Raw genomic sequence first — 16,941 nt, 5'->3', positions numbered from 1 at the left:
AAGCCGGTGCCTTTAAAAAGCACCGGCTTTTTTTATGCCCTGCGTTTACGTTGCTGGCGTAAGGCTATTAGAGCAGAAATAAACAGTGAGGCAAAAGTCAGAATACCAAACCAGGCCAGTATTCCGTCTACAGGGTTCGGCATTAAGCTTGTGCAGGCGAGAGCAAGACCGAGCAATATAAAGCCTGCAATTTTGTAGATCCGCTCGGCACGCTGGCTTAACGGCTTTAAATGAAATAGCTTTCGGTGCCGGGCTGTGACAATACACAATAACCAAAAGCCCGTAATGCTCAGAAGCCAAAGGATAATCGATATCATGATGTCACCTCTGTTGAGGTTGGCTGGTTTGAATTATGTGACTGCAGTTGCGTAAAGCCAATAGTCAGAGCAATGCCACACAGCAACAGTATGAGACTTGTTTTCAGTAATTTGCGAGTGGCGATAATCCACATAATTAGGCCGCAGTAAACGCCGAAACTCAGTAACATCATCCACATTAAGCTTGTGGCTTTATTCCAGCCAAAAGACCATAAAAACAGTTCAGGCATGAAGACTGTAAAAATAAGTGTCAAAATAAACCCACCGACTGTCGCTAGCAGAACTCGATAACTTACAGTCAGTTTGGATGGCGCATTTGCTATTTTATCTTTCAACATCATTTTGCGTCTCCTTTGAATTCCATTTGCGGAACAGGTACCAAGTGAGTCCTAAAAACGCGGCTGCCGTTAAAATGAAACTGATATCCATACCAAATAAAGGCCAGTCGCGCGGGTACTGATAATTCATAAGGTGGCGGTCGACAGTAATAATGCTGATAAAGGGCAAGCTCAGGTAAGCAAGAGCATTAAGCAGTGCGCCGTCTCGCCAGGTTTTTTTGGCGCCGCGAAGCAGCGGATAGCAGACCATTAACAGCCAACCAAAGAAGAACCAGGCAATTTCAAGCTCAGCCCGGTTGTCGGCTGCGATGGGCAGCAAACGATTACTGAGGAAGTAGGTGGCAACGGCAAGTGGAAGGCCCATAATAAAGCCGGCATTTAATCCGCTGACTAGATAATGGCCGAATGACAGGTTGCCATTGGCTTGCAGTTTCTTTCTGCGTTTCTCAAACCATAAGACCAGACCTGTGGCTATCATCAAGGTGCCCAGAATTCCTGAAAAGAAGTACAACCAACGTAGTTGGGTGTCTGCAAAACGGCCGGCGTGCAGGCCTATCATGGTGCGCCGTGTCAGTTCTGCGCTATTTTCTACGGGCTGAGCATGCAGTTGCTCACCGCTAACAGCTGAATAAGTCAGCGTCGTATAATCTGACATAAGTGACTGGGTCGGTGCTTCGTAAAAAGCGACCACGGCGTTTTTGTCTCCGGGGTTACTAATTTGCGCTAAACGAATGGGGTTGCCTTTTATGTCTTCCCGCGCTTTAAAGTAAAGCTCCTGCAAGTCAGCTAAATCTGCACTTTCACCACTTGCCTGTAGTGCAGGGGGTTGGGACTGTAGGTCGTTAAAAAACTCACCTCTGTCGCCATAGCTTAACGACACGGCCGAGGACATATACATTAGCATTAATGTGACTAAGCCGGTGTAGGTGATCATAAAATGGAAAGGTAAAGCTAATACCGAGGTAATAGTATGCCCGTCTAGCCAGCTGCGTGGCCCTTTACCGGGCTGAAAAGTGAAAAAGTCTTTGAATATTTTTTTATGTATGACCACGCCGGTAACTATGGCTATCAGCATAAGCATGGCGCATATGCCGACCAGCCAGCGGGCAATAAATACTGGCATATAATGCAGGTCGAAGTGAAAGCGATAAAGGAAGTTGCCGCCGCGAGTTTCACGTTGCTCAATTTTTTTACCATCACCATCAAGTACGGCGAACTCAAAACCACGGCCATTACTGGCATTCGGGTCACGCCAGAATATTGTCGTGGTAGTGGAACGCTCGTCGGGCAAAGTAATAGACCAGCCTGGTGAGTCCGGAGCGTGTTCCTGAAGGTATCCCTGCGCTTGTGCCACTGCCTGTTCGGGAGTAGCATTTTGCTTTGCGTCGGGCAGCATCCATTGTGTAATCTCGAACTGGAAATAGGCTAATGTTCCGGTAAGAAAAACCGCAAACAGTATCCAGCCTACAACTAATCCAGCCCACGTATGGAGCCAGGTCATACTGTCTCTGAATCGTGCTTTCATGATAGTAAAGGTGATTTGTTTAGTTTTTGTCAGAGCCGTATTAAACCACAAAAAATACATTAATGAAAACCATTATCATTTGCGTTATCGGTGTTTGACTTAACTTTTTGGAGACTTTATATGGTTGCTAAAGCGAACGAGGTTATCGAATTCTGGTTCAATGAACTGACGCCAAAGCAATGGTTCGTCAAAAGTGACGAGCTGGATAAATCGATTAAGAAGCGATTTTCTTCCACCCTGGAAGCTGCTGAAAAAGGAGAGCTTTGGTATTGGCGTGAGACTGAAAAAGGGCGTTTAGCCGAAATTATTGTACTCGATCAATTTTCACGAAATATCTATCGGGATACCCCGAAAGCCTTTGCACAGGACGCTATAGCTTTGGTGCTGGCGCAGGAAGCTGTAGCTCAGAGCGCAGACGAATCCTTAGAGCCCCAGGAGAAATCTTTTTTATACATGCCCTATATGCACAGTGAGTCGAAGTTGATTCACAAGCAGGCTATTGAGCTTTTCGACCAACCAGGCCTGGAAAACAACTATCAGTTTGAAGTGAGACATAAAGAAATTATTGATCGTTTTGGCCGCTACCCGCACCGAAATGCCATATTGGGTCGTGAATCTACCGCTGATGAGGAAGCCTTCCTTAAGCAACCGGGCTCCAGTTTTTAACTTTGTCGCCAGATTTAGCCTTTTGCTCTCAAATTTTAACTGTGAGCGATTTCTGTAAGGTAAACTGCGAAAAATTTTGAGAAGGGATAACTCCGTCAATGAAGACTTTTAAGCTCGCATTTCTTTCTGTGGTTGTTTCAGGTGCTTTGTTTAACTCTACGCAGGTAGAGGCGCACGATGGTATTGAACGAATATTAGTTTCTGGGCATCAGGCGAATTTGCTGGGGCAGGCCATGTCGGCTTCTGAAGGTGTGCTGGGGCAACCTGAAATAGAAATTCGGCCTATGTTGCGCACCGGCGAGTTAATGGAGCTTATTCCAGGAATGAGTGCAACTCAGCACAGTGGCAGCGGCAAAGCGAACCAGTACTTTTTACGTGGCTTCAACCTTGACCACGGCACCGATTTCGCCACTTATGTTGATGGTATGCCGGTGAATATGCCAACTCATGGACACGGTCACGGCTATACCGATATTAACTTTCTTATTCCTGAGCTGATTGAACAGGTGACCTATCAGAAAGGCTCTTATCACGGCGACGTGGGCGACTTTTCCAGTGCCGGTAGCGTGGGTTTTAGTACCCAGATGAAGCGGAAAAAAGGCCTTGCAAAAGTGAGCCTGGGTGAAGACGCTTACCAGCGGGTTTTGCTGGCTGACAGCGTTTCACAGAACCTTACTAACACGACATTATACGGGCTTGAGTACCAGACTTATGATGGTCCCTGGACGGATATTGACGAGGACGTTGATAAAATCAATGCGGTAGTACGTCACAGTATCCGTACTGCTGAGGGCGTGCTTACTTTCGGAGCTATGGGTTACGAAAACGAGTGGAACAGTGCTGACCAAATTCCTGCGCGAGCGGTTAACCAGGGTATTATTGATGAGCTGGGTTCAATTGATGACACTCTGGGCGGCAAAACCCACCGCTACAGTGTTAATGCCATATACACGACCGCCGATTACGCGCTAACCGCCTATGTTATCGACTACGAATTGTCGTTATTTTCGAACTTCACGTATTACCTTGATGAACCTGTTCTGGGTGACCAGTTTGAACAGGTTGATGACCGAAAAATTTACGGAGCATCAGGTAGCTGGCATCCGGATAACAACCTGACTTTGGGCTTCTCAACTCGCTATGACGACATTGGCGAAGTTGGCCTGCACAAGTCGCAGCAACGAGAACGACTGGGTACAGTAAGAAGCGACCAGGTTAACGAATGGAGCACCGGCGTTTATGCCAGTTACGACTATCAGTGGACCAGCAGGCTGAGAACCAACCTTTCATTGCGCTATGACTACTTTGATTTTGGCGTTAACTCTTTAGTTGATGCCAATATCTATAACGTGGCACTTACTCCGAACAACGGTCAAACTTCGGATGACCTCTGGTCTTTTAAAGGAAGTGCGAACTACTTATTAACTGACGATGCGGAGTTGTATCTGTCAGCCGGGCAGGGTTTTCATTCCAACGATGCAAGAGGCACGGTAACAACTGTTGACCCAAATAATGGTGACGCTGTTGATTCGGTTGATCCGTTGGTCAGAACCTTTGGTTACGAAGTGGGCGTGCGTTGGCGGCCTAATGCCAAATTTAACAGTTCACTGGCACTGTGGTCATTAGAACAGGACAGCGAGTTATTGTTTGTGGGAGACGCTGGTAATACAGAGGCCAGCCGTCCATCAAAACGCCAGGGCATCGAACTGGCTGCTTATTACAATTACAGTGACCAGCTAAGTTTTGATCTTGAATACGCTTATACCGATGCTGAGTTTGATGACAGCAATGTGCTTGAACAGGAAATACCTGGTGCTATGGAAGACATTCTTCAACTGGGCGTGACAAAACGCTTTGATGACAACTGGTTTTCAACGGTTCGTCTACGCTACTTGGGAGAGCGTCCGTTGGTTGAAGACAACTCAGAACGTTCCGATAGCTCGACGGTTGTAAACTTTATGGTTGGCAAGAAATGGAACGCTTGGGCGATGAACCTGCAGGTTCTTAATCTGTTTGATAGCAATGATCACGACATAGACTACTTTTATGCATCGCGGTTGCCGGGCGAGTCGGCAACCGGTGTGGAAGACTTGCATTATCATGTAATGGAGCCAAGAACCGTTCGCTTTGAACTGTCGTACGAGTTTTAAACCTCACTTTATATTTTCAATCAGCTGTGAAAGCGAGCTTACGGTAATAGTAGGCTCGACTCCCCATGGGTCAAACTGAGCCTCTTTAGTCCGTTTTACCCAGGCGGTTTTCCAGCCAGCGGCGTTAGCTCCAATAATGTCAAAACTGTTACTGGAGATAAGCCAGGTGCTCTCAGCCTGACCGCCCGTTTTATCAAGAAAATATTGATAAACCTCTGGGTCAGGCTTGAAGCTTTTAATGTCTTTGCAGCTTATAACCTCATTAAAATAGCTGCTTAATTCGGCTTTCTCCAGTAACCCGGAAACGGCCTCCTGGCTGCCATTGGAAAAAGCAAAGCAACCCATGCCCGATAAGCTCAACTTGCTAAGCGCCGCCTTGACATCATCAAATGCGGGCAGACGCGTATAGGTATCGAGCAAGTCTTCTTTTTGCTCTTCACTTAAAGGTGAACCGTATTCGTTGTTGGTAAACTCCAAGGCTTCCTTAGTGCAAATTGCAAAGTCCTGATATTGCCGCATAAGCCCGCGACGAAAAGAATATTCTAATTGCTTATCACGCCAACGACTGGAAAAACTCTCTGCTTTGTCTGTGCCAAGGTATGAACTTAATGTTGAAACCACACCTTGTGCGTCGATAAGCGTGCCATAAACGTCAAAAGCCAAATTCGTCAAAACTACACTCCAGATACTTTAAATACAGGTTCTTCTTCTACGAAAAAAATACGGATTTAGCTCGCTTTAATTTGTTTGAGTATGTCATCGACCAGGTACCTTTAGTGAAGTTGTTTTTATGGATGTTCACAAGGTGAAAGATAAAGCCAGAAACTTCTGGTTTGGTGTTACCATTAGCTTCTAAATTGTCGGCAGGTAAGGCATTATTATTCAGTGCCTTACCTGTTCTGAACTCTCTGGATAGAAGATATGGACATCAAAACGTTTGCAAAGGAACTGTGGTTATTTGGTGTAAAACAAGCTTACGCCTGTGTTTTCGGTGGTTTTTTACTGGCACTCATGTTGATAACCAAGTTCTGGTATCCGCTGGAAGCATTACATCGTTACGACTTCATTTTCCTGGCCGCCATCGGCTTTCAAATTCTTCTTTTAGTCTTCAGGCTTGAGACTCTGCGTGAATGCGTTGTCATTCTGGTGTTCCATATTGTAGCAACGATTATGGAGTTGTTTAAAACCTCAGACGCAATAGGTGCCTGGGTTTATCCGGAAGATTATGTCTTTGGTATTGCCAACGTGCCTCTATTTACAGGGTTCATGTATAGTGCCGTCGGAAGTTATATTGCCCGGGTCTGGCGCATCTTCGAATTTGAATACTCTTATTATCCGCCCAAGAGCCTCACTTTGGTGTTAGTAACTCTGGTTTATATCAACTTTTTCAGTCATCACTATATTTGGGATATGCGTTGGGTTTTATTAGCCTTTACTTTTTTCCTGTTTTATCGGACAGCTATTTATTACAAAATCAACAGCACACATCGTAGTATGCCTATTTTACTGGGATGGTTCCTGGTTGCGCTATTTATCTGGTTTGCTGAAAATATTGCCACTTATGCCAATATCTGGATTTATCCGAACCAGTCTGGCGAGTGGCAAATGGTGCCGCTTGCCAAATTAAGCTCCTGGTTTTTATTAATGCTACTGAGCTTCGTATTAGTGGCTTCAATTAATAGAATTAAAATACGCAGAAGAAACGAAGCGATATAAACAGACCACAAAGGAAGTGCCATGAGGTTTTCCATTTCTCATATTATGGCTGGGGCGACAGCGGTTTTTGTTGGTTACAGCAGTGCGGTTGTTTTAATTCTGGAAGCCGTAAAAAGCCTCAATGGCTCGGTTGAGTTGCAGAGTTCCTGGTTGCTCGCCTTAGGTTTAGCTATGGGGCTAAGCAGTATTCTTCTCTCGTGGCGGTACAAAGCCCCGATACTGACGGCATGGTCTACACCGGGTGTTGCCCTGCTCATTATTGCCCTTGCCGGTGTTTCAGTCGCCGAGGCGGTCGGCATTTTCATTTTTTCATCGGGTTTAATTTTACTTAGTGGCCTAAGCGGTATTTCTGACCGGCTATTAAAATACATTCCGGTCGAAATAGCGGCTGCTATATTGGCCGGCATTTTACTTAAGTTTGTGTTGGCTTTAGTTCCGGCCTTTGATAATCAGCCTTTAATTACTGCAACTTTAGTCATTGTTTATTTTGTGATGCGGAAGCTGACACCTAAGCTGGTTTTTTTCTGGGTGTTGCTGGCTGCAGTGGGCTTGCCGGTGCTGACAAAGCAGTTTGATGCAAGCCAGTTGATTGTCTCCGCCCCCGATTGGGTCTGGGTATGGCCTGAGTTTAACTTCTCTTTACTGGTTGGAGTTGGGATTCCTTTATATGTTGTCACTATGGTTTCCCAGAACCTGCCGGGCATTATGATGCTGCGCAGTAATGGCTATGCGGTGCCACTGTCGCCGCTGTTACGGGTGACCGGATTATTCGGTGTCATTATGGCTCCGCTTGGGGCTTTCGCAATAAACCTGGCCGCAATTACCGCCGCTATTTGTCAAACCGCAGATGCCGATACCGATCGTAGTCAGCGTTACAAAGCAGCTATGGCGGCCGGCGTCTTCTATATCATTGCCGGGCTTGCCGGGTCATTAATTGTTGGGTTGTTTCTGGCTTTACCAACCGAAGCGACATCGGCTCTGGCTGGCTTAGCTTTGTTACCGGTGCTTGCTGTTAATTTCCGCCAGGCATTTAGTCATGAAGAGACTTTGCTGGCTTCGGTTATGGCTTTTATTGTTACAGCATCCGGCATCAATTTCTTAGGTATTAACAGTTCATTCTGGGGCTTATTAATTGGTTTGGCCGGTTATTATTTTCTGAGTAATGTAAGCAGGGAAAAGTAGATGAAAAAATTTATGTTATTAAGTGTATTCATATTATCTGGTGCAGCATTTGGAGATACGCTGACAACAGAACACTATATTGTTGAAATTGAGCGTCACTGTCAGGAAGGCTCTGTCACATGCGATAACGTGAGTTATGTCGGAGTCTCGAAAATATCAGGTAACCGCATAGAACTTAAAGGCAAAACACTGCATTCACTTTGTGCTGACGGAGTGACTCCTTGCCGTTTTCAGGGATATCAATTCAAAAACGGAAATACGACTTATAAAGTTTTTGAATCAGGTTTGCTTCAGGTTATTCAAAATAATGAGACTGTATTGGTGGAAGAACAGGGCGACTGGTCATATTAAGTAATCACCTAATTGAGTTATCAGTGTAAAGAATCTGTTAAGGCCTGAGGACTGTATTGAGCCAAAATTTAATACTGCTTATCATATGACTTTATTCATATTCATTTATAAATTTTAAGGAAGCTTATGTTAGGGCGTCTATCATTCGTGGCTTTTTCAGCTCTTCTTGTTGTAGCTTGTTCTGAAAGCGGCCCTCCAAAGACCTTATCGTTTAACCCCGATGACGGTGAGCAGCGACGGTATCAAATGTACTCGGATACCAACATCAAGGTTGAGAGTAAGCATTACGGCAACCGTTCAGAAAGACTCAAAACTATGATGCTACTGGACTATGAAGTGTCCGATAAACCGGATATCTACAGTATAAGAATGAGACCCCAGTATATGAGGATGGAATTTCCTCAGGGTGATTTCACGAGCTTTGAAGATGACGGTCGTGGAAGTTCTGGCGATAGCATTCGGAAAATGATGGATGCCGGGTTCACGGTTGATATTGATAAAGACACCAGTGCAATGGTGGACTTTACTATTCATGAAGAGCCTGAGGACTTCCGCAAGCAGGGAATAGACCCTTTGCAGGAAATATTAAATGATGAGTTGGGGCGCCCGGGTTTTATTAATGACTTAAAAGTTGAAAAAGGCGCGACTCAGGTTTTAGAACTCAAAAGTCCTTTACCTGAAATTACCTTTACGGTTGAAGACTTTACTGACAGCACGGTGACCTTATCTGCTTCAGGTGAAAATAATGAGGCAAAAGTGTTCGGCTACGTTGTGCTGGAACGTGACACTGGCTGGACTCAGCGTTTAACCATGATTATGGATATGCCTCTTCCTGAAGAAGCTGCGGTATCTGATGGCTCAATGCGAATGGTGACGTCAATTTTCCCGGAAGACTGGCTGTATGGTCAGAACCTCGAGCATTTAGGTTATGACGAGCCTTTTACCATCGATAATACAGACTTTAGCGAACTTAACTCAAACAACAAAGCGACCGATGCAGAAGTATTAGCTAATGACTCAGGAAAAATGGATTTTTACGGCGGTCGTATTTCTTTGACATATAGCCATCCCGGGGTAAGTTTTGAAAGTATGGGCTCGATGTCGATAAAAGTGAAAGACCTTATCGCTAAAGATAGTAAAGGGGATGCTCTTGATATTAAGCTTCATGAAAACGGGGTTTTCACCTATACAGACAGTCGTAACGAAAAATCAGAAACGTTAATACATTTACTCCCTTTGGGCTGGACAGATGTCGTTGATGATCTTGAGCAAATGACATCAATAGAAGCGACTCTGGAACGCTATGAAACAAGCTATGAAATTGTTGAGTTTCCAATAGATAAAGACGGCTCGAGCATAGAAATGCATGGCGCCAAAGCGATTTTGACTCCCACCAAAAAGGACAAAGAGTTTGAACTGAAATTAACGGCCACTAATGACGCTTATTTCGATAGTCAGGTAAATGGGGTTAGCCGGGCTGTTTTAAATTACGACACAGATGCATCGGCACCTGACTGGGTATCTAGTGCAGAGAGCCGCGCTTTAGCTATTGCCAAACGAGGAGACTATGCGGTAACTATGAGAATAGCTTTTGAGGACGAATTGCCTGAGACAATTGAACTTAAATTCAACCGTGTTACAGACAATAAAACTTCTGAGAAGAAAATTGTTTTTTATGATGAGGAAACCCTTAGAAGTGATACCTCAATTGCCCCGGTTGATACCGTTCCTTTGTTCAAGTCGGATGAGATGGCAGTCTCAGTTAATGATCGTGATCTTCAGTTCTCTACATCGACATTGGATGAATTAGAGCCTACCAGTTTTGACCGCCCTCAGCTGTACTTAACTCTAAGCCCTGAACAGGCGGGTGTTTGTGAACTGGATGCCGAGGCCAAAAGTAAGGTAAACAAACACAAGCTGGTCATGAGAGAAAACGCTGATCCGAATAGACGTAATGTTGTTTCGCATTTAAAAATGCCGAAAAAAGTGGTCTATCAATTAATGACAGACGACGGTGTACAGCGTTTCTTTTATGATACTGAAGTTGCCTTAGAACTTCGTTGTGACGGGGAGCCGGAATGGCAGCCAGTCGATATTGCCTTAGGTGAAAAGAGCTGGATGATTCCGGTTGAATCTTTGCTGGGGGAAGACTGGGACGAACAGCAAGCTGAAGTTGCTATGAGTGAGTTTTTAAGAAAGTATCGTTTTTTGAACGATAGCGGGAAAGCGTTAGCAGTCTTGCCACAGAACAACGATGGAGGCTATTCTGTCGACTACTTAAATTCAGAGTTTAGTGAATTTGTGTCCGATGACGGTTTTTTACGCATTGGTGGGCGAGTAGACAAAGTTGAGCAACTTATTGCTAAAGGTGACCCGGTAACAAAAGAATGGACTCACCAACTGCCCCCTATGCCTGATTTTGAATCTTTACAGGAGGCCAATTAATGACTTTCAGTAAAGTACTTTTTGCTATCGCTTCCAGTTTAATTGTGTCTAATGCCTTTGCATTTTCTGCCGAGCAAAATGGTCAGAATAATGAAGTGCCGAAAACAGTGGCTGAAGCTGAGAAGTCAATTAAATGGCTGGATGATGAATTACAGCCAACAGATGACAGAAGTGAAGCCGAATATTTATTAGATAAAGTAGAAAAAACAGACGACGGTTTTCGCCTGTATATCAACTACATTGATGGCGGGCCTTATTATGAAACCGGTGCTGATTCCCTTAATTTTGCTGAGGCCATAGCGATTGGGCCGTATAAAACCTACTTTGAATCTGGTGTTTTAAGATCGGAAGGTCAGCGGGATACTAATGGTGAACAGCAAGGTGAAACCACCGTTTACTCCAAAAATGGTCATAAAAAACGTGAGATGACCTATAAAGATGGTGAGCTCAATGGACCTTACAGAACTTATGCGTCGACAGGTTACTTATTGACCGAAAAAACCATGAAAGACGGTGAACGTAATGGTTTGATGCGTCATTATTATGAAAATGGTCAGGTTAAGTATGAAGCTGAATATAAAGATGATGTTGAGCAAGGAATAGGAAAACGTTGGGACTTTGAAGGGAATTTGGTTAAAGAATCCTTTTATAAGGACGGTGTGCTCAATGGTTTGTCAACGGACTATTATGAGGATGGTTCGGTTAAACGAACGCAAGAATATAAAAATCGTAAACGAGTAGGCGAAACTAAGCTGTATTACGAGAACGGCGAGCTAAGGCAATATGAAAAGCGTAACGATGATGGAAAGCTGCTTACATCCCGTAGCTATGATGAAAGCGGTCAGTTAACACGCTCAATGGAACATGTTGAAACCGCTGAGCATGGTTTAGTCGAAGAGAAAAAATGGTACAACGACTCGGAGCAACTGACTCGCTTAAATCGTCAAGCTGTTGATAATAGCTGGCGGTTAAACGAAAGCTATGACGAAGATGGAAACGTGCGAGACCGCCGCGAGTTTAAAGGCTACGATCTGCATGGCCTTTATATTTCCCGATATGGAAATGGTCTGGAAAAAGTTCGTTTCGTTGAAGGTAAACGGCATGGGCCTTATACGATAACGGATAAAGACGGAAAGGTTACGACGTCCGGTGAATACGACCATGGTAAGAAAGTCGGTGAATGGGTTTCAAAAGACAGCTACGGTGAGATAAACGAGCATTACGACCAAGAGGGTAAGCTTGATGGTGTCCGTGAAGTCTATGGTGAAAATGGTGATTTGCGTTTACGCGAGCACTATAAAGACGACTTGTTAGACGGGACTTATCAGGAATACGCCGACGGTGAAATCGTTGTTGAAGGCAAGTATGTCGAAGGGAAACGCGAGGGAGAGTGGCAAGTTGCTCTTGGCTATGCGCCTTATGAAATATCCCGGGGAAGCTATGAAAACGGCGTTAAAGTAGGGGAGTGGCGTACTTACTCTCCACAAGGTTACTTGCGTGGCGTTGAGTCATTCGATAGTGAAGGCTACCTGGACGGTATTGTTGTCAACTTCACTGATGAAGGCGCGTTATACAATATCAGCGAGTATAAGAGAGACAGGCGACATGGAAAAAGCTGGTCTTATACTCAGTCAGGGCAACCGTTTTCAATCTCGGTTTACGAGGATGGCCGGTTGAAAGAGGAGCGCTTTGAGGATGAATTTGAACTGAGTGAATTCCCTTAAACGAAAGCTTATTAACCTTGATTAATACGTGTTGGCAGCGTGAAAACAGCTGCCAACACATTAATATTCGAAGTTAACTCAAGTTTTAGTTCTTTCCCTGAGTACTCTGAATATTTTCGGCAGTAAGCTCTACAATACGCTGCCGCGCTTCAGGTGATGTCCAGGCGTTGTGAGGCGTGACAATCAGGTTTAATCCTTCGTTCATCGCATCCAACAAGGGGTTGCCATCTTTAGGTGGTTCCTGAGGCAAAACATCAGCGGCAACACCGCCAATTTTTCCCGCTCGTAGCGCTTCGGTTACATCCTGTTCATTGATAACACCACCTCGGGCATTATTAATAATCAGAGCGTCTTTTTTACAAAGTTCGAGATTATCTGCGTTAAGCAAATTTTTGGTGTCATTCGTTAACGGACAGTGAAAAGAGATAACGTCTGCAGAAGGTAGTAGCTCATTTAGTGATGGACGCGGGTCATCTTTCTTTCCGGGGCGTGCTGAGAACTCAACGTGCATCCCCAAAGCTTCTGCCATAGTTTTAACCTCCTGGCCGAGCTCACCAGAACCAACAATAACTAACTTCTTGCCGGCCAGTTGAATAATGGATGGGTCTAACAGGCAGAACATGGAGGAACTTTGCCAGTCACCGGCGGCAACGCGTTTTTGCATAACGGGTTGCTTAGTCGCCAGCGAAAGCATCATCATCAAAGTATGCTGAACCACGCTTTGTGTACCGTAAGCCTCAACATTTCTAACCGGAATATTCAGCTTTTCTGCTGCAGCTAAGTCGATATTGTTCATTCCCGTGGCTAACACGCAAATTAGCTTTAACTGTTCAGCGGACTCAAGGGCCTGTTCATTAATAACGACTTTATTTGTGATAACAATTTCAGCATCGTTAATTCGCTCATTAAGCTGTTCGGTCGTTGTTGAATCATATAAAACCAGTTCGTCGACGGACTTTTCAATAGCGGAGAGATCAATTCCCTTGCCCAGGGTTTCTGCATCGAGTATGACAGCTTTCATTAATTACCTCTTAATGGCGTCTTTATTTGCATAGGAGCTAAGCATCTTAGCAGAAATTATAAAAGCGCATTTAGTTAAGCTTAATTTTTTAGCGCCATTTACACTCATAAAATGAGTCTGTTAAGGGCTGGTTTTACAAATATTAACTGGTACCGAAAAGACCGAAGCATTAAACTGGACACCTATTTTTAACTAATTCCTATGTTGATTGCCGTGCTCTATCAGAAAAACAACAAAGCCCTTATTGAATTGCTAAAGCGCACTGAAACGCAGGCGCATAACAGCCGTACCCGAGAGAATCTCGACGCGGTTATTGATGACTTGAAAGGTTTTTCCGGAAGCTACCAGTTTAATATGAAAGCTTACTGGATAGCTTTTGCCGTGTTTTTGTTAGCAACTGCCGCATTAACTTACTGGGACTGGTCTCAGTGGCAACGCTTTCAGCAAAGTACCTGGATTATTCTGGCCGTAGGTAGTGTTTTAACTTTGGTTGCCGGAATAACTGCTTTTTACCCGGGCAGGCTGATGGCAAAGGCGTCGCATGCTTTACTGCAACGCGATGGTTTACTGGACAACGACTTGTCGCCCGCTGTATTTGAAAGCAGAGCCGCATCAAATGAGTTCCAGCAGCGCTTCAGTGATTTTAATCGGGGGAATTACAAACGTGAAATTCGTGCGCTTTATGATGGAAGCTACAGTGGCAGCGAATATTCGTTTCAGTATCAGTATTATCACTTTCACTATGTTGATGAGCGGATTGTCACTGAAACCTATACGGACAGCAAAGGTGAGGTAAGAACACGCAGAAAGAAAGTGTACGATCATTATGATCGCTACGGGCTTATTTTGCCTTTTGGCTTGTTACGCAATGTTGCTGTTGTAGGTTTTGGCCTTCCGGGGGCAGGAAAAGCCACTTATAAGCCAGCTTCCAACCGTTTTAACAAAGAATTTAAAGTGGTTGCAGCCAGTGAATTAGAAGCTGCAAAAGCGATGAAACCAACCGTGGTTATCGCTTTTGAAGAGTTCTCTGAGGTATTATCGCAAGTGAATTTCGAGGTGAATGACGCCGGTGACTTGTGTCTTTCGTTTGCGGATAAAGACCTTATTGCTACAACGAAAGAGGCTAAGATATGCGACTATGAGGCATTTATTGAAGCCTTGGATGGCGAGCAGGAGTTTGCAAAATTAAAGACATCGCTTGATTTTATCCACTATGTAATGACCAAACTGGACAGTAACTTTTAGGAGCAAAACAATGACAGGAACATGGATAGCCATTGGCATAGCCCTTGTTTTAGTAATAGCCGTTATTGCTATATATAACGCCATTATTAGCCGCGCAAATGCTGTCGAGAGAGCATGGGCTAACGTTATTACACAAGAGCGTCAAAAAAATAAAATTATTCCGCACTTAGAAGATGTCGTGAAAGATTATAAAGAGTTCGAACAGGGCACTTTAACCAAAGTGACCGAACTGCGTAGTGCTCTGCAGGGTCTGGATAGTGGTAAAGTCGATACGGCTAAGCTTGAGCAGGCGGAAGCCAGAACTGGCGAACTGCTTAAAAGCCTTAACGTTACTGTCGAGAACTACCCGGAACTGAAGGCCTCAGAAACTTATCAGAAATTGATGAGAGAAATTACCGACCAGCAAGAAAACATTGGTGCGGCAATTCGTATCTTTAACCAGAACGTAGAAGACTTTAACAACGGTATTGAAGTGTTCCCAAATTCATTGGTTAACTCTATGCTGAACCATAAAGAGAAAATAAAAACCTTCTCCGACTCTCAGGCTGAAGAAGGTTTTGAGTATAAGCCGAATATTTAATACTCTTGCTTCCCCAAAGCCCGTTAAGTTCATAACGGGCACTTAATTCGAAAGAATAACTGCTTCTGGTTCATGCCAGTACGTCCTTTATAGAGCAGTTCAGTTTTAACGTTGCGAGCTCATCGGCTCGTGTTTTTCCCAGAGTTAACAGGGCAACAGGTTGATTGCTCTGGTGAGCCTGGCGGGCAAAGCGATAACCCGAAAAGACCATAAGCGAGGTGCCAATAGCGAGTAGGGCGTTACTGTTCTCTAGCGACTTTTGAGCTTCTTCGACCCGCGGGCGTGGCACATTGTCGCCAAAGTACACGACATCGGGTTTTAGAATACCACCGCAGCTTCTGCAGCCGGCGACTTTGAATTGTTCAAAGTCGGCCTCAAGGTCTGCATCACCGTCCGGTGCGGCGGTTGCCTCTAAAGCAGCAAAGTCCGGGTTCAATTTCAGACTGCGCTCATGCATATCCAACCGTGGGGTAATTTCCCTACAGCTCATGCAGACCATGTCGTTGGCGTATCCGTGCAAATTAATGACACGAGTGGCTCCGGCTTTTTGGTGCAGGCCGTCCACATTCTGCGTGATAACACAGCCAATAAGCCCTTGCTGCTGGAATTCCGCTATCGCGTAATGCGCTGAGTTAGGCTTAGCGTGATAAAGCACCGGCCAGCCAAATAAGCTTCGGGCCCAGTATCTTTTTCGTACCGCCTCGCTGCGCATGTAATCCTGATGCTGAACCGGAGGCGTGCGCTTCCATTCGCCTTTATTATCACGATAGTCGGGGATTCCGGAGTCTGTACTTATGCCCGCGCCGGTAATGACTGTTACGGGGGCATTGTCCCGCAAGAACGTCATTAGAGCCTTACGAGCCTCGGTAGGGTCAGTTATTGTCATATTGATGGAAACGCGTATGTCAGCTACTACTTTTTATAAGGTATCACTGCTGGGCATTAAGAGAAAATAAGTCACGTAAAAAATCCGAAAATCTCATCAGTGACTATACTAAAGCGTGCTAGTTTTCAGGGCATTCATTGTTTTGATGGAGTTAGAGTATGAAAAAGTTAGTTTTGACTATGATGTTTTCTTCGTTAGCACTTGTTGGTTGTGAAAATATGAGCAATACCCAAAAAGGGGCGTCGATAGGTGCTGTGACGGGGGCATTGCTTGGTAAAGGCACTGGCGATCATGATAAAAGCCGATATGTTTGGGGCGCTGCGGTTGGTGCCTTAGCAGGAGGTGCTATAGGTTCTTATATGGATAAGCAGGAAGAAGAGTTCAGGGAAGAACTGGCTGACAGTGGTGTTAAAGTGATACGCGACGGCGATAACCTGCGTTTACAATTGCCCAGTAACATCACGTTTGCCACCGGGAGTGCGAATATTTCTCAAAGCTTCAACCCAGTATTAGATGATGTTGCGCGTGTGCTGAAAAAGTATGAAAAAACTACCATGCTGATAGAAGGGCACACCGATAGCACCGGCTCTGCGGAATACAACCAGCAACTGTCGTTAAACCGAGCCAATGCCGTACGCAATAATTTAGTGGGTAACGGCGTGGACTCGCGCAGGGTAACAACCGAAGGTTATGGAGAAAGTATGCCTGTTGCAGATAACGATACCGAAAGCGGACGTCAGTTAAACCGTCGGGTAGAGTTACGTATTGTTCCTAATACTCAATAACGGTTTTTCG

16 protein-coding genes are annotated in these 16,941 nt (G+C 44.8%); 10 read left to right on the top strand and 6 right to left on the bottom strand.

Annotated features, from left to right (window positions below; translation table 11 throughout):
- Nucleotides 1–32: 32 nt before the first annotated feature.
- The 3 genes from RJ32_RS09035 to RJ32_RS09025 are packed head-to-tail and all read right to left on the bottom strand — an operon-like array spanning nucleotide 33 to nucleotide 2,156.
- Entirely contained in the window at nucleotides 33–317 is a 285-nt protein-coding gene (locus tag RJ32_RS09035; RefSeq protein WP_034821404.1) for a DUF3325 family protein, read from the bottom strand.
- Nucleotides 314–658: a hypothetical protein gene (locus tag RJ32_RS09030; protein ID WP_034821402.1), complete on the bottom strand. Its 345-nt coding sequence runs from the start codon at nucleotides 656–658 to the stop codon at nucleotides 314–316. The genes RJ32_RS09035 and RJ32_RS09030 overlap by 4 nt, the downstream gene beginning before the upstream one ends.
- Entirely contained in the window at nucleotides 642–2,156 is a 1,515-nt protein-coding gene (locus RJ32_RS09025) for a PepSY domain-containing protein (protein WP_034821540.1), read from the bottom strand. The genes RJ32_RS09030 and RJ32_RS09025 overlap by 17 nt, the downstream gene beginning before the upstream one ends.
- A gap of 144 nt (nucleotides 2,157–2,300) precedes the next feature.
- Here RJ32_RS09025 and RJ32_RS09020 point away from each other — a divergent pair, with 144 nt between their 5' ends.
- Both RJ32_RS09020 and RJ32_RS09015 read left to right on the top strand, forming a co-directional pair.
- Entirely contained in the window at nucleotides 2,301–2,846 is a 546-nt protein-coding gene (locus RJ32_RS09020; protein WP_034821400.1) for a DUF924 family protein, read from the top strand.
- Between the two features lie 98 nt (nucleotides 2,847–2,944).
- Nucleotides 2,945–4,996, top strand: a complete 2,052-nt coding sequence (locus RJ32_RS09015; RefSeq protein ID WP_034821399.1) for a TonB-dependent receptor — start codon at nucleotides 2,945–2,947, stop codon at nucleotides 4,994–4,996.
- Nucleotides 4,997–4,999: 3 nt separating this feature from the next.
- Here the strand turns inward: RJ32_RS09015 and RJ32_RS09010 are convergent, their stop codons facing one another.
- Entirely contained in the window at nucleotides 5,000–5,668 is a 669-nt protein-coding gene (locus RJ32_RS09010) for a haloacid dehalogenase type II (protein WP_034821397.1), read from the bottom strand.
- A 249-nt stretch (nucleotides 5,669–5,917) separates the two neighbouring features.
- Between RJ32_RS09010 and RJ32_RS09005 the strand changes: the two genes are divergently transcribed.
- The 5 genes from RJ32_RS09005 to RJ32_RS08985 all read left to right on the top strand — a co-directional run bounded on the left by RJ32_RS09005 (nucleotide 5,918) and on the right by RJ32_RS08985 (nucleotide 12,414).
- Nucleotides 5,918–6,712 carry a DUF817 domain-containing protein gene (locus tag RJ32_RS09005; RefSeq protein ID WP_011234816.1) on the top strand — a complete coding sequence of 265 codons (795 nt, stop codon included), beginning with the start codon at nucleotides 5,918–5,920 and terminating at the stop codon, nucleotides 6,710–6,712.
- Nucleotides 6,713–6,733: 21 nt separating this feature from the next.
- On the top strand, nucleotides 6,734–7,894 hold the full coding sequence (locus tag RJ32_RS09000) for a benzoate/H(+) symporter BenE family transporter (protein ID WP_034821395.1): 1,161 nt from the start codon (nucleotides 6,734–6,736) through the stop codon (nucleotides 7,892–7,894).
- Nucleotides 7,895–8,245, top strand: a complete 351-nt coding sequence (locus RJ32_RS08995; protein WP_011234814.1) for a hypothetical protein — start codon at nucleotides 7,895–7,897, stop codon at nucleotides 8,243–8,245.
- 126 nt (nucleotides 8,246–8,371) lie between these two features.
- Nucleotides 8,372–10,690: a hypothetical protein gene (locus RJ32_RS08990; protein WP_034821392.1), complete on the top strand. Its 2,319-nt coding sequence runs from the start codon at nucleotides 8,372–8,374 to the stop codon at nucleotides 10,688–10,690.
- Entirely contained in the window at nucleotides 10,690–12,414 is a 1,725-nt protein-coding gene (locus RJ32_RS08985; protein WP_011234812.1) for a toxin-antitoxin system YwqK family antitoxin, read from the top strand. Before RJ32_RS08990 ends, RJ32_RS08985 begins: the two co-directional genes overlap by 1 nt.
- An 85-nt stretch (nucleotides 12,415–12,499) precedes the next feature.
- Here RJ32_RS08985 and RJ32_RS08980 read toward each other — a convergent pair whose 3' ends face one another.
- The gene (locus RJ32_RS08980) at nucleotides 12,500–13,435 is read right to left on the bottom strand and encodes a D-2-hydroxyacid dehydrogenase (RefSeq protein ID WP_011234811.1); all 936 of its coding nucleotides are present in this window, start codon (nucleotides 13,433–13,435) and stop codon (nucleotides 12,500–12,502) included.
- 201 nt (nucleotides 13,436–13,636) lie between these two features.
- On the opposite strand from RJ32_RS08980, the gene RJ32_RS08975 reads away from it, so the two are divergent.
- Together RJ32_RS08975 and RJ32_RS08970 are read left to right on the top strand one after the other, a co-directional pair.
- A complete protein-coding gene (locus tag RJ32_RS08975) occupies nucleotides 13,637–14,680 on the top strand; it encodes a hypothetical protein (protein WP_011234810.1) in 1,044 nt (347 codons plus the stop codon).
- Between the two features lie 10 nt (nucleotides 14,681–14,690).
- A complete protein-coding gene (locus RJ32_RS08970; RefSeq protein ID WP_011234809.1) occupies nucleotides 14,691–15,260 on the top strand; it encodes a LemA family protein in 570 nt (189 codons plus the stop codon).
- A gap of 70 nt (nucleotides 15,261–15,330) precedes the next feature.
- Here the strand turns inward: RJ32_RS08970 and RJ32_RS08965 are convergent, their stop codons facing one another.
- Nucleotides 15,331–16,146 carry an NAD-dependent protein deacetylase gene (locus RJ32_RS08965; protein WP_081423224.1) on the bottom strand — a complete coding sequence of 272 codons (816 nt, stop codon included), beginning with the start codon at nucleotides 16,144–16,146 and terminating at the stop codon, nucleotides 15,331–15,333.
- Between the two features lie 158 nt (nucleotides 16,147–16,304).
- On the opposite strand from RJ32_RS08965, the gene RJ32_RS08960 reads away from it, so the two are divergent.
- The gene (locus tag RJ32_RS08960) at nucleotides 16,305–16,931 is read left to right on the top strand and encodes an OmpA family protein (RefSeq protein WP_011234807.1); all 627 of its coding nucleotides are present in this window, start codon (nucleotides 16,305–16,307) and stop codon (nucleotides 16,929–16,931) included.
- Nucleotides 16,932–16,941 lie beyond the last annotated feature (10 nt).

Origin of the sequence: Idiomarina sp. 28-8, from assembly GCF_000320945.2 — a bacterium.
Taxonomy (GTDB): Bacteria; Pseudomonadota; Gammaproteobacteria; order Enterobacterales; family Alteromonadaceae; genus Idiomarina; species Idiomarina loihiensis.
Note: the sequence above shows the minus strand (reverse complement) of the source record. Positions and strands in the feature narration are given on the sequence as shown.